The sequence below is a fragment of the Fontibacillus phaseoli genome (genome assembly GCF_003337355.1).
GTDB classification, from domain to species: Bacteria; Bacillota; Bacilli; order Paenibacillales; family Paenibacillaceae; genus Fontibacillus; species Fontibacillus phaseoli.
This window is the reverse complement of record NZ_QPJW01000011.1, coordinates 123,057-144,539: the sequence shown is the minus strand read 5'-3', so window position 1 is coordinate 144,539 and position 21,483 is coordinate 123,057. Positions and strand designations below refer to the sequence as shown.

Annotated in this window: 20 protein-coding genes; 17 read left to right on the top strand and 3 right to left on the bottom strand. The window is 50.3% G+C overall.

Translation table 11 applies throughout. The features are described from left to right. Window positions 1-288 precede the first annotated feature (288 nt). The gene (locus DFP94_RS20510) at window positions 289-1,662 is read right to left on the bottom strand and encodes a helix-turn-helix domain-containing protein (protein ID WP_342768268.1); all 1,374 of its coding nucleotides are present in this window, start codon (window positions 1,660-1,662) and stop codon (window positions 289-291) included. 784 nt (window positions 1,663-2,446) lie between these two features. On the opposite strand from DFP94_RS20510, the gene DFP94_RS20505 reads away from it, so the two are divergent. After that, window positions 2,447-3,307, top strand: a complete 861-nt coding sequence (locus DFP94_RS20505) for an MBL fold metallo-hydrolase (protein ID WP_114498347.1) — start codon at window positions 2,447-2,449, stop codon at window positions 3,305-3,307. 76 nt (window positions 3,308-3,383) lie between these two features. On the opposite strand, the gene DFP94_RS20500 is transcribed toward DFP94_RS20505, so the two are convergent. Further along, on the bottom strand, window positions 3,384-4,595 hold the full coding sequence (locus tag DFP94_RS20500) for an MFS transporter (RefSeq protein WP_114498346.1): 1,212 nt from the start codon (window positions 4,593-4,595) through the stop codon (window positions 3,384-3,386). Window positions 4,596-4,819: 224 nt separating this feature from the next. Between DFP94_RS20500 and DFP94_RS20495 the strand changes: the two genes are divergently transcribed. The 4 genes from DFP94_RS20495 to DFP94_RS20480 all read left to right on the top strand — a co-directional run bounded on the left by DFP94_RS20495 (window position 4,820) and on the right by DFP94_RS20480 (window position 11,401). After that, the gene (locus tag DFP94_RS20495; RefSeq protein ID WP_114498345.1) at window positions 4,820-7,018 is read left to right on the top strand and encodes a tetratricopeptide repeat protein; all 2,199 of its coding nucleotides are present in this window, start codon (window positions 4,820-4,822) and stop codon (window positions 7,016-7,018) included. 230 nt (window positions 7,019-7,248) lie between these two features. Continuing rightward, complete coding sequence (locus DFP94_RS20490) at window positions 7,249-8,697, top strand: FAD-dependent oxidoreductase (RefSeq protein ID WP_114498344.1); 1,449 nt, start codon at window positions 7,249-7,251, stop codon at window positions 8,695-8,697. A gap of 135 nt (window positions 8,698-8,832) precedes the next feature. Further along, window positions 8,833-11,124, top strand: coding sequence for an ATP-dependent DNA helicase (locus DFP94_RS20485; protein WP_245955008.1), 2,292 nt, complete (start codon window positions 8,833-8,835; stop codon window positions 11,122-11,124). Window positions 11,125-11,200: 76 nt separating this feature from the next. Further along, complete coding sequence (locus DFP94_RS20480; RefSeq protein WP_114498343.1) at window positions 11,201-11,401, top strand: hypothetical protein; 201 nt, start codon at window positions 11,201-11,203, stop codon at window positions 11,399-11,401. Between the two features lie 63 nt (window positions 11,402-11,464). Here DFP94_RS20480 and DFP94_RS20475 read toward each other — a convergent pair whose 3' ends face one another. Beyond that, window positions 11,465-12,184, bottom strand: coding sequence for a 3-ketoacyl-ACP reductase (locus DFP94_RS20475; protein ID WP_114498342.1), 720 nt, complete (start codon window positions 12,182-12,184; stop codon window positions 11,465-11,467). Window positions 12,185-12,442: 258 nt separating this feature from the next. On the opposite strand from DFP94_RS20475, the gene DFP94_RS20470 reads away from it, so the two are divergent. From DFP94_RS20470 to DFP94_RS20415, 12 genes are all read left to right on the top strand, one after another. Continuing rightward, on the top strand, window positions 12,443-12,829 hold the full coding sequence (locus tag DFP94_RS20470) for a MarR family winged helix-turn-helix transcriptional regulator (RefSeq protein ID WP_245955007.1): 387 nt from the start codon (window positions 12,443-12,445) through the stop codon (window positions 12,827-12,829). A gap of 44 nt (window positions 12,830-12,873) precedes the next feature. Further along, window positions 12,874-13,626, top strand: coding sequence for an SDR family NAD(P)-dependent oxidoreductase (locus DFP94_RS20465; protein ID WP_114498340.1), 753 nt, complete (start codon window positions 12,874-12,876; stop codon window positions 13,624-13,626). Between the two features lie 389 nt (window positions 13,627-14,015). Next, complete coding sequence (locus DFP94_RS20460; RefSeq protein WP_245955015.1) at window positions 14,016-14,954, top strand: helix-turn-helix transcriptional regulator; 939 nt, start codon at window positions 14,016-14,018, stop codon at window positions 14,952-14,954. Between the two features lie 138 nt (window positions 14,955-15,092). Next, entirely contained in the window at window positions 15,093-15,599 is a 507-nt protein-coding gene (locus tag DFP94_RS20455) for a GyrI-like domain-containing protein (protein ID WP_342768267.1), read from the top strand. A 16-nt stretch (window positions 15,600-15,615) separates the two neighbouring features. Further along, window positions 15,616-16,380, top strand: a complete 765-nt coding sequence (locus DFP94_RS20450; RefSeq protein ID WP_114498338.1) for a GNAT family N-acetyltransferase — start codon at window positions 15,616-15,618, stop codon at window positions 16,378-16,380. A gap of 120 nt (window positions 16,381-16,500) precedes the next feature. After that, a complete protein-coding gene (locus tag DFP94_RS20445) occupies window positions 16,501-16,944 on the top strand; it encodes a MarR family winged helix-turn-helix transcriptional regulator (RefSeq protein ID WP_114498337.1) in 444 nt (147 codons plus the stop codon). Between the two features lie 112 nt (window positions 16,945-17,056). After that, entirely contained in the window at window positions 17,057-17,458 is a 402-nt protein-coding gene (locus DFP94_RS20440) for a DoxX family protein (RefSeq protein ID WP_114498336.1), read from the top strand. Between the two features lie 44 nt (window positions 17,459-17,502). Continuing rightward, window positions 17,503-18,123, top strand: coding sequence for a nitroreductase family protein (locus DFP94_RS20435; protein ID WP_114498335.1), 621 nt, complete (start codon window positions 17,503-17,505; stop codon window positions 18,121-18,123). 13 nt (window positions 18,124-18,136) lie between these two features. Then, window positions 18,137-19,087 carry a ring-cleaving dioxygenase gene (locus DFP94_RS20430; RefSeq protein WP_114498334.1) on the top strand — a complete coding sequence of 317 codons (951 nt, stop codon included), beginning with the start codon at window positions 18,137-18,139 and terminating at the stop codon, window positions 19,085-19,087. After that, entirely contained in the window at window positions 19,084-19,692 is a 609-nt protein-coding gene (locus tag DFP94_RS20425) for an alpha/beta hydrolase (RefSeq protein WP_114498333.1), read from the top strand. The genes DFP94_RS20430 and DFP94_RS20425 overlap by 4 nt, the downstream gene beginning before the upstream one ends. A gap of 25 nt (window positions 19,693-19,717) precedes the next feature. After that, window positions 19,718-20,329 (top strand): flavin reductase family protein, encoded by a 612-nt coding sequence (locus DFP94_RS20420; protein WP_114498332.1) that lies wholly within the window; start codon window positions 19,718-19,720, stop codon window positions 20,327-20,329. 121 nt (window positions 20,330-20,450) lie between these two features. After that, window positions 20,451-21,434: an aldo/keto reductase gene (locus tag DFP94_RS20415; protein ID WP_114498331.1), complete on the top strand. Its 984-nt coding sequence runs from the start codon at window positions 20,451-20,453 to the stop codon at window positions 21,432-21,434. Window positions 21,435-21,483 lie beyond the last annotated feature (49 nt).

Below are 21,483 nucleotides of genomic sequence, written 5' to 3'. Positions count from 1 at the left end.
TGGAACGCAACATGCAGACACCATCCCGTTCTATAAATAGCTACCTATATTATACAACATTAACGCGGTGTCGTCTTAAATAAATATAACATAAAGAAGGCTGTCGAGACTTTCTCGACAGCCTGAGCCAGCTTTATAAGCTGGCTCAAGAAAAATACTCATCTGATTAAGCTCCGCCATGTTGATCAAAAGTAGTGAAGATTGGCTTTGGACTCACATTAGTTGAGCCAGGTACAATGAAAACGAACGTTAGAATCATACTAGCTACGATCAAAGCAACTTTTCTTTTCATAGAACCGCACACACCTTTTTAATCAGATTTTTGTACAATGCACGTACTTCGATTGATGCTTCGTTACTAAAATCTTCAAATAATCCGACAAATTTTAAAATCATACTCTCTTTATTTATTTTAATTGAATACTCCAACCCTTGCATTATATTTTTGAATCCGTTTCTGTAATCACACTTGCGCAAATAGTAGAAAGCCAATTCATAGAAAAACTTGGCGCAGCTGTCGGGGATGACCTGTCCACTGTACATATCTTTTGATTGCGGTTCAAATGTCTTAATCTTAATCTCGAATCTTTGCAAAATGGAATCAACATTGAATTGATATCGGTTAGCAGCGTATAGAATATTAATAAGGGCTGTGAAAACTTCGTCGCTTCTCATTTCAATATAGCTAATATAATCCGAAAGTATACTTAAATCTCCGCTCATAAGCTTGTTTGCAAAGATATTGGCTTGTGCCCAAGCAAGAAATAAATTCATCCAGTATTTAGTATTATCGTCGGTTTCTTTTACCCAGTTTAGATCCGCATATTCATATGTATATTGAAGGGCGTGTTCATAATCACCTTTACCTTCGGATACATTTGCATATAGGAGCTTTGCATATGCAATGTATACAAAAAGGGGTCTGCTCAATTTATTTTGCTGTTCAAGAAAAAATGAATTCTTTGAATGTTCTTCGGTAAAATACAATATTTTAGCCTTATGTTCCATTTCTCGGGCGAAGATCTCCACCCGATCCCATAGACGTAGTGACCGGTACATATTGGCCAAATCTTTAAGTGCATCGAGTTGTAGTATCTCATCCAACCGGTCAGCAAACGGCTCAAATTGGCAGGCGGTTTTGAAGTTTTGCATCTGGTCTTGTCCGATCCGGATCGTAAATAGACGGTACTGACACAAGGCTAACCGTTCGGAATGTTGCTTCCGCTCACTATCGGCTACATTCTCATACAGGATTTCTGCGGCACTGTATTTTTTGGACTGAAATAATTCTTCTGCTACATCAAATAACAAAGGGGAATACATCAAGTTTTCTAATAGTAAGTTCACAGTCTCAGTGATACAGTCTAATTTGTCCAGCTCTACACAATTAAATAGGAGGGGACGGATTCTACGCCAATCCGGATTATTCTCCTCCAAATATTCACGAATAAATTCCGCATAATAGTGCCCCCTCGGAAATCCCATCACTTCCGTAATTCGATCTAATTGATTGACGGTCAGCTTGCGCGTGCCATTAAGGATATGACTAACTGTTCCGACGTTAATCCCTAATTTCAATGCAAATTGTCTTATGGTGAACTCGTGCTGCTTGATGTAAGAATTCAGTTCCGTAAGAATCGTGGTGGATTTCAACAGAACCACTCCTAAAAATATATTTTATATTTAAATGAAACATATTGATGGAATTATCGTAATTTATTCCGATATATTACAAATATAGCCATTTTTTGGACTTTGGTCAATTAAATTTTTCCCTACTAAAATTCCTCCCTTCCCGCTATCTCCGTGATAGAAAAACTGTGACATTTGTCTTATACTTTCACTATATAGCTCTAGATACCTACTTCATGGCGTGAAAGGTGGACTTTTACTCGGACTGGCCGGAATTCAGGGCCATGATCGAGGACTTTATTCATTGGTTAAATAAAGCAGGCTTAGCTGTCGGGATATCTATTTCCGGCAGCTTTTTTTGAGCGTCAGGGCTTGTGACAGCCGGATTTCCTGCAATAGTGCAGCTTTTTGTGGATGACATCTCCTCCTGGACCTGAAATCCTGCGATTGTGCAGTAATTTTACGCCAAATGCGGCCAAATGGGGATTAGAAGGAGGAAATGATGTATATTTGCAGGAATTTAGCACAAATGAAGCTCATTTAGCCGAAATGATGTATATTTGCAGTTTTGTAATAGGGGGGTCCACCCTTATGTCCAAGGGAGTTGCCTAGGAGGTAAAAAGAAACTTTTCTTAGGTGCATAAAAGCTCGGCTATGAGCTGACTAGGAACTTTTCTATGGTGCACAAAGTAACCGCACCCAAGATGCGGCCCTTCTCGAGATCAGAGATAAGTTGCACAAGAACCCCGCATCACAGGGGTAGTGATCTTTCCCGAATTCCCTGTATACTACGTTTAAGGGAGATGGTTACGTGATGAGCAGATTTGAAGTGATTAGCGAGCATATAACAATCATGCACGCCGAGCATGAAAGCGACCGGCCGATTCTCGGCTATGTGAAAGGAAGAGACAAGAGCCTGCTGATCGATGCCGGAAATTCCCCGCAGCATGCGGCTCTGTTTCAAGAGCATTTGAAACAGCAAGGATACCGTACTCCGGACCTGGTAGTGCTGACACACTGGCATTGGGATCATACCTTTGGCCTTCCGGCATGGAATGTTCCCGTAATCGCCCATATCGGAACCGCGGAGGCGCTTCGCCCGCTCGCCGGCTTGGCTTGGTCCGATACGGCACTCGAAACGCTGGCGGAGAAAGGAATTATCAGTGATCAGACCATTGGGCATATGAATATAGAGTATGAAGACATAACGTCCATGCGGGTGATTTTGCCGAATATGATGTTCCCGGAACGGCTGGAACTCGATTTGGGCGGAGTTACTTGCGAAGTTCAGCATGTTGGGGGCGATCACGCAGCCGACAGCTGTTTTGTATATGTAAGGGAAGATAAAGCGTTATTCCTGGGCGATGCGCTGGGTCCATCCGTGTATGGGGGGCCTTATTCGTACACAGCAGAAAATTTCCTTGGCCTTCTTAGTCGCATGTACTTCTATGATACGGAGATCTACATCGAGTCCCATGGCGTCCCGACCGGCAAAGCGGAGTTTCACCAGGATATCGGGCGGTGGGAGCAATTTGCCGAATTCGTGGATCAACATGGAGATCATCCCGAAGCTATCGCCCGCGATATGGCGGCATATCTGAATCAGGAAAGCTTACCGGACGAATTCCGGAGGGCGATGGATTACTTTATAGAAGGGTTACGTCGCCGCACATGATTCCATGGAGTCCACAAAACAACAAATAAAAAGCGGCCCGCCAACTAAAAAAGATGGCGGGCCGCTGCATGAGGTATTAAGTTAGGCGTCCATTATCGGACTGTTTTTTCTCTTGAACATAGCTTACGGCCCCGATCGCAAGGGCGAGAGTGACAATCAGCGATCCGACCCATGGCAGCGACGAGAGCCCCATGTGGTTGATGACGAGACCGCCGATAAAGGCCCCGGCGGCATTACCCAGGTTTCCGGCCGAATGGCTGGCGGTGGAGGCAAGCGCGGGCGCAGCCTTTGCCAGGCTCATGATCCGCACCTGTAGGCCCGGCATCACGCCGAACGAGACGAAGCCCCAGAAGAAGATCGTGATGATGGCAAGCACGGGACTTTGAATCGTAAAGGTGAAGATGCCCAGAACAACGGCTACCATCAGGTAGAGCCCGAGCAGGGAAGGCATGAGCTTCCAGTCGGCCAGCCGGCCGCCTGCCATGTTGCCGAGCGTTACGCCAAAACCGAAGATCACCAGAATCCAGGTAACGCTATGCTCGGCAAAGCCGGTGATCTGCTGGAGCAAAGGGGCGATGTAAGTAAACACCGCAAACAGGCTCGTATTGCCAAGCGCTCCGATCAGCAGGAACAGCATCAGCTTGGGGCGGAGAAGCGCACGGATTTGCTGGGCGGCTCCGGTCTGCTGTTCCTGGCGCAGATGCGGCACGAACAGCAAAATTCCGCCCAGAGCGATGACGCCCATCAAGGCGATGGCGCCGAAGGAAGCCCGCCAGCCGAGCTGCTGGCCGACGAAGGTACCGAGGGGCACTCCCACGATGTTGGCGATCGTTAGGCCGGCCATCATGATGGAGATCGCCCCGGCGCGTTTTTCCGGCCGGACGAGGCCCGCTGCGATGACCGCCCCGACGCCGAAGAAGGTACCGTGCGTCAGCGCGGTCAGAATCCGCGCCGCCATCAAGACGGCATAGTTCGGCGCAAACACCGAGATTCCGTTGCCGAGGATGAACAGGATCATCAGCAGGCAGAGCAGTTTTTTCTGGGGGATGCGCTGGGTCATTAAGGTCAAAATAGGCGCGCCGATGGCAACGCCCATGGCGTAAGCGGTAATCAGCTGCCCGGCGGCGGAGATGCTGACATGCAAATCATCTGCCACATTAGGCAGCAGCCCCATAATGACGAATTCGGTCATGCCGATGGCGAACGAGCCGACCGTCAATGACAAAAGCGCGATCGGAAAAGGTTCTTTCACGGCAGTTTTTTTGGGAATCGTTTGTGTTGTATTCATGGAGTACACCTTTCAATTTACTGTTAAAAAGTAAGTTCAGCTCCTAATTATTGAGCCTGGGGGGAATAAGATCAAGGGCAAATTTTGGGTGATAACGCTTTAATGGAATAAACCTTTTCCGATTCGATATTAAAAAGGAAAAACAAGGATTAAAATCGAAACATACATATACAGAAATATCTAGTTTTCATCAAGAGAAGTTGAAGTTGAACGAGGGGGATCTAGTGAAGAGAATCACGGGAATGACAATAGGCGGAATTATGTTGGCGGGGACCCTCCTGCTAAGCGGATGTACCGGCAATGGGGAAGTGACCGTGCCGACGGAGTTAGAGAAGAAAATTTTCCTGGCCAATAATGAAGGCTACCTGTTGAATGAAGAGGGGAAGTATGAGGAAGCTCTGGAACACCTGGAAAAAGCGATAAATCTTGTATATGAGCAGGACCCGAGTCTGAAGGATCTGGATACGGAGGTGCAGGGATCACAACTGCTGGATTCTCCTTTCAACAATGCGGCCTGGGCCTGGAATGAGCTTGGCGATCACGCCCGGGGATTGGAATTGATCGAGAGGTCCTTGCTTATTTTGCCGAATGATGATGTGGAATACTCCAATAAAGGGAATGCCTTGTACGGCTTATTGAGATACGATGAAGCGCTGGAGAATTACGACAAAGCCCTGGAACTTAACGAGGAGAATACCAGTGCGTATTACGGAAAAGGCTTGATCCACTATGATCGGGGAGATTATGAGGAGGCCTTGAAACAGTTTGATACATACCTGAAGTATGAACCCTCCGATGCCGACGCCGAAGAATACAGAATATACGCTCTTTTGGCCCTGGATAAGGAGGAGACGGCGGAGAAGCATGCCGACAGCTATTTTAAAAAATATTCCGATCGTTATGAAGGCTACAGAGTAAAAGGCGCTTTGCTTGAGAATACGGCGGACTATGATGACATTGTCTCCTTTTACAAGGAGGCCGGAGGGAAGTTTCCGCAGCAATGGGAAGCCCGGGAGAAGCTTGGGGAGATTTATTACAGCTACAATAAATATGACGAAGCTCTGGCCCTTTTTGATCGGTTGGCGCTGACTTTCCCGGAGCTGCCGGAGGTCGACGTTTGGAGGATCAAGGTTTACGGCGCGCAGGGGGACCTGAAAAATGCCGAGCTAATCTATCAGGACGGAGCGGATACGGCGGACATACATATGGCTATGGGGGATGCTTACGTGACCAACGGATGGTACACCAAGTCCGTTCCCTATTTTGAGAAGGCCATTAAGGCAGCGCCTCTGGATCAAAACGGGTACGTCAAGAAACTCCAGGCCCTGGATTGGGGCAAAAGATATTATAAATGCGCCGCATTTGGAGAAACCGCCTTGCAATCGGTGACGCCGGTATCTTCGGATATTCCTTGGTACACCGGTCAATGCAAGTATGACCTCGGAAATGACGAAGAAGCGATTCGCTATTTTCAGCAAGCCGTAGAGATGGATCCCGAGGATTACGAGGCCTGGTCTTATCTTGCGGCTTCGCATCTGGCCCTTGGGAATGAAGAACAGGCGGAGGAATTCAGCAAAAAGGCGTTAGAAATCTATTCCGAGGACAGCACGGCGCTCTATGTAAAAGATTCGCTGGAAGATCGGAAAAGTCCGCTTGGAGAGCGAATTGGGCAATTTTTTAATGATAATTATCTCTACAATAAAGATGCCGACAAAATGGGTGTTGCGCTCGCCAAACTGGAGGACCCTTCCCTATCCCAACCGGAAATGGCTGCTGTGATCGATAAAGCGAAATTATCCGAGGACCGGTTTACGTTCATGATTTACGGCAAATTATACGATCAGTTGGCCGAGTCCGGAGACGAGGATATGATCTATAAGGATATGGGTGACATTCGTTATTTCAGAATCGAAGGTTTCAGCAAGAACACGGACGATCAGTTCATTCAATTCCTGGATGAGATTCCGGAACCGGAAAGCAAGACGCTAATCCTGGATTTGCGCGGCAACGGGGGCGGTCTGACCGACAGTGCCAACAATATGCTGGATGCCCTTCTCCCGGATTTGGTGACCTGCACTTTAATATACAACGACGGATATACATATAACTATTATTCCGATCCGGAGTTCATTGATTTCAAAAAGATTCATATTTTCGTAGATGAGAACACGGCCAGTGCCGCCGAATTGCTGACCTTGGGCCTGAAAACTTATTCGGACAACGTTACGGTTATAGGGCGCCCGACTTTTGGGAAGGGTGTTGGACAGCGGGTGTTTGAGGATAAAGAGAACAAAGTGATGGTGTTCACGGTCAACCATTATTGGAACGTGATGCAGAACAATGTGGCCAACACCCGGATCACCCCGGATATTAAGGTAAAGGGCAACTCTTTGGAGAGTTTTATGAAGCGGGTGAAGCAGTAGAACTGTTGGAAAAAAGCCTCCGGATCACCGCACATGCGGATGAGCCGGAGGCTTAGAGCGATTCCGGCGTCCCTGTCCTGCGGATCATTGTTTCAGGATGACCGATCATTTCGGGCTGCATAATCTCCTTTATGCGTGTCGTTATCGTTAGTAATATTTTTCTAATTTTAGTATTATTAAGGTGGTCCTTGATTTTAAAGGCGAATGGAAAGGAGTAGAAATAATAAGGTATGAAAAAGAGCAATGGTTTCAGGATTTTCTTCTTACTATTGGTCACGGCAATGATTGCGCAACTGCTCGGGTTCTTTCCCGGAGCTAAGGTGGCATCAGCCGCGCATGCTTCGGAAAAGGAGATTGTTCATTACGACGTAGTCGTGATCGGAAGTGAATTACAGGGAGTATTGTTGGCAAAGTCGGCCCGGGATTTGGGATTGGACGTATTGATTCTGGATCCGCGAAGCAAGCCTGGCGGTGAATTGATTCAAGGCCAGATGATCGTATTGGATGAACCCAACGACAACAAGCAGCGCAGCCTGGTTCAGGGGGGATTAAGTCAGCTTTATGCGGATTACAAGGCTGGGAAGGTCCGCAAGCTGGCCTCTTTCGAAAAGTTTTATCAAAAGCAGATCCGGGACATCCCCATAAAAAGCGGGATTACTATCGAAGCCGTGGATATTAAGGAGAAAGATGACATAAAGACGGTAAAGTCCTTGACCTACCGGAATAAAAACGGCGCGAAGTTTACGGTTCAGTCGGAATATTGGGTGGAGAATACGGACTTCAATGCTTTGACCGGCCAGCTTGGAGGCAAGCGCATTCCTGGAATGGAGAGTATCTATAACGGGAAGAAGCCCGATTATATGGCGGCTACCTACATGCTAAAATTTAAAAATGTAAATTGGAGCAAGCTTCACCAGACCGTTTTACAGGATTATCCGCTGACCAATGTTCGCAAAAAGTATGGCGCTAATACTTATGTGGATTGGGATTTTGCCGCAGGATTCAGCAACATTACCTTTAAATACAAACCTCTTGATTCGCAACTGATGCTGCGGGGGTTGAATGCTACCTATCAAAAAGACGGAGAAGTCATCATTAACGGATTGCTGGTATATGATGTAGATCCATCGGATCCTAAATCCGTGGAAACGGCCGTAAACAAGAGCAAGGCGGAAGCCCCCTATATTCTTAAGTATTTACAAAAAAATATTCCCGGTTTTGCGAACGCGGAATTGAATGGATTTCCGGAATACTTGTATATCCGCGATTACAATCGGTACGTGACGGAGTATGTTCTGGATTACCCTGATTTGATGTCGGGCCGAATGTTCTGGGATAACGTCACTGTAGGCGGCTACGCCGTTGATCTGCAAGCTACCCGTATAGTCAAAAAGGGCGTCGGGTACGGAAAGCCGGATCGTTACGGCATACCTCTTCGTTCTTTCACTATGAAGTCTTATGGCAATGTGCTCGTCGCCGGGAAAAATGTCGGAGCCACCATCAAAGCCTATGGCAGCGCCCGGATTGTGCCGACGACGGCTCTTGCAGGTCAAACCATCGGTATCATTCTGGGCCGGGAGCTGAAACAGGGCAAGCGATTGAATGAACTAACCCCTGCCGATTTTCAAAGGATTCATAAGTATTTGGAGAAAGATTACAAAATCGTGCTGACCCGGTAACAGGGAGGTAGGCGTATCATATTAATCAAATAGGACTCCCATGCCTCCATACGCTGAACAAACTCAATACTGCTTCTCCACGAATCTATGCTATACTTAGAACAAATGTTCTACTAAAGTACAGCAGGTGAAACAATGATCAATCCGGTGATAAATATAGCGGTAAGGCCCTTGGTGGAGTATGTGTTCCGCAGCGGGGATCTGGACAGCGGGTTCCGTACAATGACCGCGCTGGTCGAAGGGACGAAGGCCCATCAACAGGTGCAGCGGCAGTATGGGGAGATGGATCAGAAGGAAGTGTATGTATCGGCGGAGATTCCTTGCGGGGATCTCCTCTTTGTCGTGGATGGACGTTGCGATGGGCTGCTTGCGGAAGAGGACGGGCTGATGACGATCGATGAGATTAAGTCCACCTCGGGCGACCTGGCGCTCATTACGGAAGAGACGTATCCGGTGCATTGGGCGCAGGCCAAATGCTATGCGTACATGGTGGCCAGAGCGCGCGATTTGCCGCGGATGAGGGTTCAGTTGACGTACATGCAGCTCCCGTCCGGTGAACTGAAACGGTATCGCCGGGAGGCGGATTTTGCCGAGCTGGAGTCTTTCGTGCAGGATGTGGTGGCTCAATATGCGCCTTTCGCTAACATGCTGAAGAGCCACCGGGAAGCCAGGGACCGGAGCATTGCGGATCTGGCTTTTCCGTTTAAGGCATACCGGGCCGGTCAGCGAAAACTGGCTGGAGCGGTCTACAAGACGATCGAAGAGAAAGTCAGCCTGTTCGCCAAGGCGCCTACCGGAATCGGAAAAACGATCTCCACTACATTTCCTGCCATAAAAGCAATCGGGGAGGGGCATTTGCAGCATCTGTTTTACCTGACTGCCAAGACGATTACCCGTACCGCGGCCGAGGAGGCTTTTGCGCTTATGCAGTCGGGAGGCCTGCATCTGCATGCCGTTACGATTACTGCGAAGGAAAAGGTTTGCTTTCAGGAGGAGGTTAGCTGCCGGAAAGAGGACTGTCCGTATGCGGACGGATATTACGACCGGATTAATGGCGCCGTGCTGGATATCCTGGCCCATGAGACGTTAATCGGGCGGCAGATGATCGAGAAGTACGCGCGCAAGCATCGGGTTTGCCCATTCGAATATTCGCTGGATCTCGCCTATGCGGCGGATGCGGTGATCTGCGATTATAACTATATATTCGATCCCAAAGTATCCTTAAAAAGAATGTTCGGCGAGCAAAAGAGCCGGACGGCGCTGCTGGTGGACGAGGCTCACAATCTTGTGGACCGGGCACGCGAAATGTACTCGGCGGAGCTGAATAAAGCCGATTTTCTGGCCTTGCAGCGGGGATACAAAGGGGTGAACCCCGCGGTAAACCGTGCAGCTAAGGCGGTCAACGGGTTTTTCATCACCTTGCGCAAAGAGACGGAAGGACCGCACCGGATCGACCGGAACAAGCCGGAGGAATTGCTTGCGCTGGCCGAGGACTTCGTCCTCCACGCGGAGCAGGAACTGGCATCTCCCGGCCCGGCATCTGCTGGCACGGAAGAGGCGGCGTTGCTGCTGCAAACCTATTTTGCCGCACAGAGCTTTGTCCGAACCGGCAAATTGTATGACGAGCGCTATGTTACTTATGCGGAGGTCACTGCCAAGGACTTGAGAATTAAAATGTTCTGCCTCGATCCCTCGCACCTGCTGCGGGAGATGGGAAAAGGATTTCGCTCCCGGATCCTGTTCTCGGCCACCCTGTCGCCATTATCCTATTATCGGGATATGCTGGGCGCAACGCCGGAGGATTATACGGTCTCGATTCCGTCGCCGTTTGCCCGCGAGCAACTGGACGTGACAATTCATCCGCTCTCGACCCGGTACCGGGACCGGGAGCAGACCAAGGATGCGCTCGCGCAATTGCTGAGACGGCTGGCTCTCGGGCGCTCCGGCAACTATCTGTATTTTTTTCCTTCTTATGCTTATATGAATCTCATCTATGAACAAGTTACCGCCAAGCCTATGGAGAATGTCCGTTTCCTGTTGCAGCAAGGAGCCATGTCCGAACAGGAACGGGAAGATTTTCTGGCCGCTTTTGATGCCGGGAATAAGGAAACGCTGGTTGGGTTTGCGGTGATGGGCGGCATATTTTCGGAAGGCATCGACCTGGTGGGCGACCGTTTGACCGGAGTGGCCGTGGTTGGTGTCGGGCTCCCGCAAATCGGTTTGGAGAGGGACATCATCCGGGATTATTTTAATGAGCAGGACAAGGACGGATTCGATTATGCTTATGTTTTTCCCGGGATGAACAAAGTGCTTCAAGCTGGAGGGCGGCTTATTCGTTCGGAGAACGATCAGGGCGTGCTGCTCCTGGTGGACGACCGGTATCTGCATCCCCATTATGCCCGGTTGCTTCCGGAGGAGTGGTCATGAATGGCGGCTCGCGTGAATACAATGTGAGGAATCGCAGGCCTGATTTACCGGCTATTTCCGAAAAGCGGCCGCAAGCATGTTGGGTAAAATCCAGTTTTGGGTCCATTCCATCGGCCTTCCCATTATGATGATCGGTCTCGCTTTAGTGCCGGAGGGCAAGGAGTCGTTTGAAGCGATCATCCCGATCGGCGCGACGCTGGTCGTGGTGAGCGTTATTTTGTTCGCTATCAATGTATTCGTGAACGTAGGGCCGCGGGCGGGAGTCCGGAAGAAATAAGACCGTAAAAAATCCCGCCATCCATTAACTTGGACGGCGGGATTTTAATGTGAGCATATCTGCTTACTGCGGGTTGGTGGTCCAGATCCCCGCGGTTTTGACGAAGACCCGCTTCGGCAGCTTCAGCGTGGCCAAGGCGAGCTCGGCAACATCCTCCGGCTGCATCATCCGGTCTTCGTCTCCGATTTTGAGCCCTGCCTTTTCGGCAAGTTCGGTATTCACCGTACTAGGGGTAAGGGCGACGACGCGGATGTTGGATTTGCGGACCTCTTGCAGCAGAGATTCGGTCAACCCGAGCAGGGCGAATTTGGAGGCGCAATAAGCCGAACCGGTTGCAAAGCCGCGTTCCCCGGCTGTAGAAGCGACATTGATAATGTCGCCGCTTTGTTTTTCAAGCATATGAGGCAGGACGGCACGGGTAACATAATAAGTACCCATCAGATTTATGCGGATGATTCGCTCCCAGTCTGCAGGGTCCATATCCATCAAGGTGCCAAATTGGGCGATCCCTGCATTGTTGATCAAAATATCCGCGGAACCAAGCTCTCCGATGAGCTTGGACACGGCAGCAGCAGCCTCGGCTTGCTCGGAAATGTCGGCCGGAGCGATAAGTACCTTGATTCCATATGTTTTGCCGAGTTCTTGCTGCAAAGATTCCAAGTCCGATGCAGTGCGCGCGATCAAACCGAGATTTACGCCTTCCTTGGCGAGCGCAACAGCTAGCGCCTTACCGATTCCTTTGCCCGCACCTGTGATAATAGCTGTTTTGTTTTGAAGTTCCATTTCTATTCCCTCCTATTTAGATTTAGTTTATTTTGTTTTTTTATTATAAAGGATAATCAGGTCCATCTTCCATGTTAAAGGATACAAAGGCAGCAACTCCCACCATGACATTCTTGACTCGCTCCGAAATGAGAAGTATTATTAAATTCTAATAGTTAAACGGTATTAACTATTTAAAGGTAATAACTATTATTTTATGATGCTGAGGTGATCAGGCTGGACAAAGGTGATTTACTCTCATTTATGTTGTCGCAACAGATGACTAAGTTCGTGGTCTCATACGGCAAATTGCTGGATCCCGATCTTACTGCGCAGCAATATCTGATTCTGCAAATTTTGAGCAAGACCGAACAGAGGAATAGCTCGGAGTTGGCTCAAGAGCTGGACGTAACTTTGCCCGCCGTGACCAATCTGACGAATAAATTGGTCCGTAAGGGATACCTTGAGCGGAGAACGTCCGATACGGATCGGCGGAGCGTAAACCTGTCCCTGACGGAACAGGGCCGGGAAGTGGAGAAGCGGTTGTTAACAAAGTACAAGGAACTGACGCGCCATCTCTGGTCACAATTCACCGAGCGCGAGTTGGATTTGCTAGTGGCATCCTACCAAAAGATGCTTGACGCTTTACAGAAAAATCCCGGTTAGGAGCCGGATACCATCGAGACTAACTAAAATCAGGAGGACTCAACATGGGGAGATTAGATAATAAAGTAGCTATTATTACAGGTGCCGCCGGAGGCATGGGGAAAGCCGATGCGCTTCTTTTTGCCAGGGAAGGAGCCAAGGTAGTCATTACGGATATTCAGGAAGATAAAGTCCTGGCTGCTGCGGAAGAAATTAATCAAAACGGCGGCGAAGCCCTCGGCGTGGTTCACAATGTAACTTCCGAAGACGACTGGAAGCGCGTAGTGGACGAAGCGGTTGCGAAGTTCGGTAAAATCGACATTTTGATCAACAATGCCGGCATTTCCAGTCCTACGCCGATGATGGACACTACAGTCGAACTTTGGAACAAGGTTATGGACATTAATATCAAGAGCGTGTTCCTGGGTCAAAAATACGTCATTCCGCACATGATCGATAATGGCGGAGGTTCCATCGTGAATATTTCTTCCATCGCCGGCTTGACCGGCGGTAATGGAGCAGGCCCGTACACTGCAAGTAAAGGCGCCGTGCGCATGCTTACAAAAGCCACGGCGGTTGACTTTGCTAAGCACAACATTCGCTGCAACTCCGTGCATCCGGGCATTATCCAAACGCCGATGACCGAAGGATTGATGGAAGACGAGAAAATGAAAGCCTGGTTCCATTCCGTGACCCCGCTTCCTCGTCTGGGTCTCGCGGAAGACATAGCGGCAGGCGTATTGTTTCTGGCTTCGGACGAATCGTCCTACATTACCGGGATTGAGCTTCCGATCGATGGCGGATATACGGCGAAATAAGTAAGTTACAATGGAATAGATGGTGGTAAGGAACGTAAGTAAAGCCCGGCGGATCGCCGGGCTTTCTTATTGCCCATAACGCTGCGTTAGAGAAAATTAACAGGGAAAACTCCAGTTAATTCTGCTGTTTCATGCGATTCGTGACATTTAGCTGGAAACTCTACAGCTATTTGCCCCATTTTCGCTTAGCTTATCGAATTTCGGCAAAATTAGATGGATGTTTTCCGGCTAATTTAGTTCAATGGAGGAAGACGAAGTAATTAGCTGGGAGAAATACAGTTAATTTGCACGGACGCGTGAACGAGGTGAGGGGCATGCGTTACATGCTCGATAACACGGGTCTGCAGCAGTAGCTTGTTTTGAAGAGAAAGGAGGGCACCACGGTGAAAATGGAACGTTTGCTGGCTATGACGGTCTTGCTGTTGAACCGGGGCCGGATGAGTGCCAAAGAACTGGCGGAACGGTTTGAAGTGTCCGTCAAAACGATATATAGGGATATGGAAACGTTAAACCGGGCGGGCATTCCGGTAATGGCCGTGCAGGGAATCAGCGGCGGATTCGAAATTATGGACCGGTATAAACTGGACCGGCATCTGGTGTCCCAGGGGGAAGTCTCTTCGCTTCTCGCTGCCATTCAAGGAGTAACCCAGGCGATGGAGGACCGGACTTATAGCGATTTGCAGGAAAAATTCAAAACGCTGCTGCAACCTGCGGACAAATCGGTTTGGGAGTCCAAAGGGGGGAGCCTGGTTTTTGATTTCCAGCCTTGGGGTCAGGGACCTGCCGTCAAGCAAAAAGTAACGCTGCTCAGGCAAGCGGTTCAGGATAAACACCTGGCGAAGCTAAGCTATATCAACCAGGATGGAACGGAGAACGCCCGCATTGTGGAACCGTCAGCGCTTGTTATGAAAGGGTCGGCTTGGTATCTGCAGGGATATTGCCGGATGCGCGGGGATTTCCGGATGTTCCGGTTGTCCCGAGTAACGGAATTGTCGCTGCTGCCGGAGTCTTTTACCCCGAGGGATGCTCCGGTATTGGACGGTTATAGCTGGAATCCGGCCTGGTCCCACAAGGAAGAATGCGAGGTCAGGCTGATCTTTCGGCCTGAAGCCCGTTATCGGATGGGGGACATGTTTTCTCCAGAACAAATCGTTCCGATGCAGGGCGGGGATTTTGCGGTTCAGGCGATCTTTTCGCTGGACGAGTGGTTTTATTCCATGATTCTTGGCTTCGGCGATTTCGTTAAAGTCGAGCATCCCGTTTCTGTAGCGCAGGAAATCAAAACCCGGGCGGAGCGGATTATTGCCCTATATCAACAAGAATGCTGATATATTGATATATAGACAAGAGCTTGGTGTATCATTTGACGCTAATCTTTTGACCCTGCCTTCCGATAAACTGGACATACAGATGTCCACTTTACCTTTGTAGAATGAAAATATCCATAGGGGAGGGTGCAAAGAATCATGATGACTACAAAATATGTTGGACAAACGGAGATCAGACTGGCCGGGATCGGGGCCAGAACGACGAATGCGGCGGAGGCGGGGCCGAACGGATGCTTGCCGGAGTTATGGAGCCGTTATTACCGGGAGAACATTTCGGCGGTTGTCGGCGAGGAAAATCCGAAGACGCTCTATGCTTTATATACCGATTATGAGAGCGATGCATCAGGGGCTTACACCGTTATTATCGGGCATGAAATTCGAGAGACGGCAAAGGTCCGAGAATCCGGTTCGGAATCCGGCATCGCCATCCAACAGGCGGTAATCCCGACCTCCGACTATCTCGTGTTTCAATCCCGCAGAGGTCCCGTGCAAAACGTAGTTGCGGAAGCGTGGGGCCAAATTTGGGCATATTTTCAGGACTCGGTGGAGAAGCGGACTTTTACCGGGGACTATGAGGTATACGATTTGCAGGATTTCGACCCGGGGAATGCAGTCGTTTTAATTTATATTGCCGTGAAATTTTAATAAAGGGGAGAACGTCATGGAAATGGTGGAGATGACACCGGAAATGCTGGATCGGGAGCACATCTGCTGCGCCCTTGGGGCCAAATCCTATGAAGAGGCCGTGCATGGCAAGAAAAATTGGCTGAAAGACAGAATGACCGAAGGGCTTGTGTTTTACCGGTTGGATGAACGGGCTAAAGTGTTTATTGAGTATTTACCCGCGGAAGCGGCCTGGGTTCCCGTGGATGCGCCGAATTACATGATGATTAATTGCCTCTGGGTTAGCGGAAAATACAAAGGACAAGGCTATGGACGCCTGCTGTTGGAGCACTGTATCGAGGATGCGCGGAACAGGGGCATGGACGGAATCGTCCATGTGCTTTCCGGCAAGAAGCTACCTTATTTAAGCGACAGGAAGTTTTTTCTGCACCACGGTTTCCGGGTGATGGACGAAGCGGGCCCATATTATGAATTGGCCGTATTAAAATGGAATGCCGCCGCACCGGATCCCATTTTTCGGGACACTGCCAAATCGCTTACCGTTGACGAGCCTGGAGTCGTTATCTACTACACTCCGCAATGTCCGTTTGCTTCGGGCATTCTTCCTGAGTGGAAACAAGCAGCCGAAGAACGAGGAATTCCGTTCGGGGCCTATCCGTTTCGGACCAGGGAAGAGGCCCAGGGGGCACCTGCACCATGGACAACGTTCGCCTTCTTTTACAATGGACGTTATATAAGCCATGAAATGATGAGCCGGGGTAAATTTGAGAAGTATCTTGACGGAATGGGCAAAGATCAATAATTGTTGCCCATTTTTTTTGAAAGGCTTGACAAAGGATTTTAAATATATTATCTTAATATCAAGATAAACGACATCGAGATAAAACAAATCGAGATAACGGAGTGTAAAGGAGGTAATCTTATGCCATACGATCAGGAAGATGCCCTTAATCTGCATATCGCATTGACTCGGGCGAGCCAATGGGTTAGTGCCCACACGGACCGGGATATCCGCCAGTATGGGTTGACGCGTACGGAGTTCGGCGTGCTTGAACTGCTGTACCATAAAGGGCCGCAGCCGATCCAGCAGATCGGCGGGAAAGTGCTGATGAGCAGCGGAAATATCACCTATGTCGTCGACAAGTTGGAGAAGCGGAACTTCGTCCGCCGCAGAGCTTGCGCGGAAGACCGTCGCCTGACCTTCGCGGAAGTTACGGAAGAGGGATCGAAGTTCATTGAAGAGGTATTCCCCAAGCATGTTGAAGTGATTGCCGAAGCTACAAATGGACTCAGCGCCGAGGAAAAGAAGATCGCCTCGCAATTGCTGAAAAAGCTGGGGAAGCATGCCCAAGATGGATTCAAATAGCGGAGCCGGTACCTGAGCCGGGCAGAAGGTTTGGGGGCTCCTTTCAGAACTAATATCTTAATATCGAGATTCTTTAATTAAAATAAAATGAAAATCAAAGGAGAAATTCATAATGAGTATAGCTATTGGATTATTGATTTTACGGTTGGTCGTAGGTTTGTCTTTTATGGCGCATGGTGCGCAGAAGCTGTTTGGCTGGTTTGGCGGTTACGGGCCGAAAGGCACCGGCGGTTGGATGGAGTCGATGGGATTGAAACCGGGCGTGCTGATGGCCGTTATGGCGGGTGCGGGCGAGTTTGTCGGCGGGATTTTGTTTGCCGCAGGATTTCTGACTCCTCTCGGTGCCGTGCTTATAGCGATCACGATGATTATGGCGATCGTCACGGTGCATGGCAAAAACGGATACTGGTCGACGGCGAACGGATATGAATACAACTTGCTGATTATTGCCGTTGCCCTCGGGGTAGCTTTGATCGGTGCGGGCGATTACTCGCTGGATGCCTTGTTGTTCTAATTCAGAGTCAAACATGAAAAACCGAAGAAATGAGGAGACTAAAGATGAGCAATTTTACAACTTTATTAAAAACCCGCAGATCGGCCAACAAATTTCTAATGGACGTAGAAATTCCCGATAAGGACTTGGATGACATCTTCAATCTGGTTAAGTATGCCCCGTCGGCGTTCAACCTGCAGCACACCCATTATGTCGTAGTTAAGGATCCGGACCTTAAGGAAAAAGTATACGAAGCCGCGAATAAGCAATATAAAGTGCATACGGCGTCAGCAGTGATTGCCGTGTTGGGGGATCTCGAGGCCTATAAAGACGTAGCCATGTTGAATGAGGGATTGCTGAATCTAGGGGTGCTCAGTAAACAGGAATACGATATGACCGTGAATTCCACGCTTGCCTTCTACGAAGAGCGGGGCGAAACATTTCAAAGGGAAGACGCGATCCGAAATGCCAGCTTGTCGGCGATGCAGATGATGCTGATTGCCAAGGACCTGGGGTGGGATACCTGCCCGATGATCGGTTTTGACCCGGAAGCTTTGCGTAAGGCGCTGAATATCTCGGAAGCCCACGTACCTGTGATGCTTATCGCCATTGGCAAAGAAGATAGCTCCAACCAGCGTCCGCGCGGCTACCGTAAACCTGTCGCTGAATTCGTAAAATACTTGTGAGGGGGAAAATAAAATGACTCAACGTACAACCGGAATTCATCATATCACTGTATTTGTTCAAAGCGCGCAAGCCACCGTCGATTTTTATTCGGGAGTGCTCGGGTTGCGCCTGGTGAAGAAGACCATTAACTTTGACGCTCCCGAAGTGTACCATCTCTATTTTGGCGATGAGAAAGGGAGTCCGGGAACGATCATTACGTTTTTCCCTTCCCCGGGCTCGCGGCGGGGCCGGATTGGCGGAGGCCAGGTCGGGATCACGACTTACGCGATACCGGAAGGAAGTTATGATTTCTGGCATGCTCGCTTGCTGCGATTCGGAATATCCGTTGAAACCAGAGAGCATTTTTCCGAAAAAGTGCTGCATTTCCGGGATAATTCGGGCCTGCTGCTGGAATTGGTAGAACGGGCGGAGGGCTCTGCCAGCACCTGGTCGTTCGGCGGCGTGCCGGCGGATAAAGGTATCAAGGGATTCGGCGGCGCCGTTCTGTACAGCGCGTTCCCCGAGAAGACGGCGCATCTGCTGGAACAAGTGCTCGGGATGGAAAAAGTAGGGCAGGAAGGGTCTTACGCCCGATACAAAACGGCGGGAGACTTAGGTAATATTATCGATATCAACGTAAAGCCGATAGAGTACGGGGCCGGGGGTGCCGGAACCGTCCATCATATTGCTTGGCGGGCCAAGGATAACGAGGAGCACGCGGCATGGAGAAATAAACTGGCGGGACTTGGCTATCAGGTCACTCCGATTGTCGACCGCCAATATTTCAACGCCTTGTATTTCCGCGAAGAGGGCGGCATTCTGTTTGAAATTGCCACCGATCCTCCGGGCTTTGCCCGGGATGAGCCTGCGGGCAAATTGGGTGAAAAGCTCATGCTGCCGGAGTGGTATGAGGAGCAACGGGCGCTGATCGAAGCGAATTTGGAACCGATTGAGGTTCGGGTATTGGAGGAGGATAAGGAATGAAGCATATTTTTCAGCAAGGGACCAGCTCGGAAGCGCCGGTACTGGTACTCTTACACGGTACCGGCGGCACGGAGCGGGACTTGCTGCCGCTGGCGGGAATGATCTCGCCGCAATCCTCGGTGCTGAGTGTGCGGGGGAATGTACTGGAGAACGGCATGCCGCGTTTTTTCAAGCGGCTTGCGGAAGGTGTCTTTGACGAGGAGGATCTCGTGTTCCGGACGAAGGAGCTGAATGACTTCCTGGATGAAGCTGCCGTCAGCTATGGATTTAACCGCCGTAATCTGGTGGCGGTGGGGTATTCCAACGGCGCGAATATCGCCGGCAGCCTGCTGTTTCATTACGGCGCTGCGCTGCGCGGGGCGATTCTGCATCATCCGATGGTACCGCGCCGGGGCGTCCCGCTCCCGGATTTGTCCGGAGCACCGGTCTTTATCGGTGCGGGACGGAATGACCCGCTTTGTCCGCCGCAAGAATCGGAGGAGCTAGAACGCCTGCTTGGCGGAGCAGGGGCAGCGGTAACGCTGCATTGGGAGGCTTCCGGCCACCAGCTGACTTCCTCCCAAATCGATGCCGCATCGGCCTGGTATCAGCGGACGTTTGCATAAGCAAGGAAGGGGGATATCTGGAGCCATGTTATCCATTAATCCGGATCAGCAAAGCGAACGGGATAACTATAAACTGCTGACGGGCAGCATAATCCCGCGCCCCGTTGCCTTTGTGACCACATTGTCCGGGGCCGGCATATTGAATGCGGCCCCCTTCAGCTATTTTAATATCGTTACGGCCGACCCGCCGATGGTGTCCGTTTCGGTTCAGCGCAAACAGGGCCACCCTAAAGATACGGCCCGGAATGCAGCGGATCAGGGGGCCTTCGTCGTCCATATCGCGGATGAGTCCTATATCCGGCAGATCAACGAGACGGCGGCGGCGCTCCCTCCGGAGGAGAGCGAGGTGACTCTGGCCGGGCTCACGCCGGTCCCGAGCGAGAGCATTCCGGTACCCGGCGTCGCCGAGGCCAAGGTCCGGATGGAATGCGTGCTGGAGCGGGCGATTCCGCTTGGCGGCACGGCGGAAGCACCGGCGGCCGATCTGTTGATCGGCCGGGTGGTCCGCTTTCATATCGACGAATCTCTGTATGAGGATGGCCGGATCAATGCGGCGGAGCTGGGCGCGGTAAGCCGGCTTGCCGGCAACGACTATGCCAAAGTGGGATCGCGGTTCTCCATTCCGCGGCCGGAATAAATAAGCTTTATCCTTAGTTAAAGAGCGCTTTTCTGCAACCCTGGTTGCAGGAAAGCGCTTTTTTGATTACTCTCTTAAAGTGGGTGCACAAAGTAAATCAAGAACCTGGAGGGATAGACGGATGAAGTATCGGGCACTAGGGAATACAGGGCTGCAGGTCAGCGAAGTCAGTTTCGGCACGTGGGGGATTGGCGGCGACTGGGGCAATTCGGACGATACCGAGGCGCTTCGCGGCTTGGAGTTTGCCATCGGGCAGGGCGTCAACTTTTTTGATACTGCGGATGTTTATGGCGGCGGTCATGCGGAAGAATTACTTGCGAAAGCGACCAAAGGCAAAGAGGATGAGATTCATATCGCCACCAAGTTTTGCCGGGCGGGCGATATTCATGATCCCCACACCTACTCTGAAGCTTCGATTCGCGAGTTTTGCGAGGGCAGTCTCAAGCGTTTGCAGCGGGAGCGCATCGACCTGTACCAAATTCATTGCCCTCCGTTTGAGATATTGAAGAATGGCCGGGTGTTTGAAGAACTGGATAAGCTTCAGGCCGAGGGTAAAATCCGTCATTACGGCGTGAGCGTCGAAACGGTGGAGGAGGGGCTGTTCTGTCTGGATGTTCCCGGGGTGAAGGCGCTGCAGGTCATCTTCAACTTGCTCCGGCAAAAGCCGGCGGAAGCCCTGTTTCCTAAAGCGGCGCAGCGTGGTGCAGGCATCCTGGTGCGGTTGCCGCTGGCGAGCGGGTTGCTGACCGGCAAGTTTACGAAGCAGACAACATTTGGTGCGAACGATCATCGTAACTTTAACGCGAACGGCGAAGCGTTTAATGTGGGTGAGACGTTCGCCGGACTGCCGTTTGACAAAGGCGTGGAGCTGGCGTCCCGGTTGTCCTGGATTGCCGAGGGACGGGGCGATATGGCTCGTGCGTCCATGCGGTGGATCCTCGATCATCCGGAGGTTAGTTGCGTTATTCCGGGCTTTAAAAACGTCCGCCAGGTTGAGGATAATCTCGGCACGCTGGACGTTCCTTCTTTTTCTCCGGGAGAAGCGGGGCGCTTGCGTGAATTTTACCGGGGCGAGGTTGCGGAGCATATCCGCGGAGGTTATTAAACAGGCTTCGGTATACGCAGTCGGGTGTATATTTGCGGAATAAAATTGA

Coding starts and splice junctions, on each gene's coding strand:
- DFP94_RS20415 (WP_114498331.1), top strand. CDS start 20,451: ATGAAGTATCGGGCACTAGGGAATACAGGGCTGCAGGTCAGCGAAGTC.
- DFP94_RS20430 (WP_114498334.1), top strand. CDS start 18,137: ATGACTCAACGTACAACCGGAATTCATCATATCACTGTATTTGTTCAA.
- DFP94_RS20485 (WP_245955008.1), top strand. CDS start 8,833: ATGATCAATCCGGTGATAAATATAGCGGTAAGGCCCTTGGTGGAGTAT.
- DFP94_RS20490 (WP_114498344.1), top strand. CDS start 7,249: ATGAAAAAGAGCAATGGTTTCAGGATTTTCTTCTTACTATTGGTCACG.
- DFP94_RS20440 (WP_114498336.1), top strand. CDS start 17,057: ATGAGTATAGCTATTGGATTATTGATTTTACGGTTGGTCGTAGGTTTG.
- DFP94_RS20480 (WP_114498343.1), top strand. CDS start 11,201: ATGTTGGGTAAAATCCAGTTTTGGGTCCATTCCATCGGCCTTCCCATT.
- DFP94_RS20425 (WP_114498333.1), top strand. CDS start 19,084: ATGAAGCATATTTTTCAGCAAGGGACCAGCTCGGAAGCGCCGGTACTG.
- DFP94_RS20435 (WP_114498335.1), top strand. CDS start 17,503: ATGAGCAATTTTACAACTTTATTAAAAACCCGCAGATCGGCCAACAAA.
- DFP94_RS20465 (WP_114498340.1), top strand. CDS start 12,874: ATGGGGAGATTAGATAATAAAGTAGCTATTATTACAGGTGCCGCCGGA.
- DFP94_RS20455 (WP_342768267.1), top strand. CDS start 15,093: ATGATGACTACAAAATATGTTGGACAAACGGAGATCAGACTGGCCGGG.
- DFP94_RS20505 (WP_114498347.1), top strand. CDS start 2,447: ATGAGCAGATTTGAAGTGATTAGCGAGCATATAACAATCATGCACGCC.
- DFP94_RS20445 (WP_114498337.1), top strand. CDS start 16,501: ATGCCATACGATCAGGAAGATGCCCTTAATCTGCATATCGCATTGACT.
- DFP94_RS20460 (WP_245955015.1), top strand. CDS start 14,016: ATGGAACGTTTGCTGGCTATGACGGTCTTGCTGTTGAACCGGGGCCGG.
- DFP94_RS20475 (WP_114498342.1), bottom strand. CDS start 12,184: ATGGAACTTCAAAACAAAACAGCTATTATCACAGGTGCGGGCAAAGGA.
- DFP94_RS20470 (WP_245955007.1), top strand. CDS start 12,443: ATGACTAAGTTCGTGGTCTCATACGGCAAATTGCTGGATCCCGATCTT.
- DFP94_RS20500 (WP_114498346.1), bottom strand. CDS start 4,595: ATGAATACAACACAAACGATTCCCAAAAAAACTGCCGTGAAAGAACCT.
- DFP94_RS20450 (WP_114498338.1), top strand. CDS start 15,616: ATGGAAATGGTGGAGATGACACCGGAAATGCTGGATCGGGAGCACATC.
- DFP94_RS20420 (WP_114498332.1), top strand. CDS start 19,718: ATGTTATCCATTAATCCGGATCAGCAAAGCGAACGGGATAACTATAAA.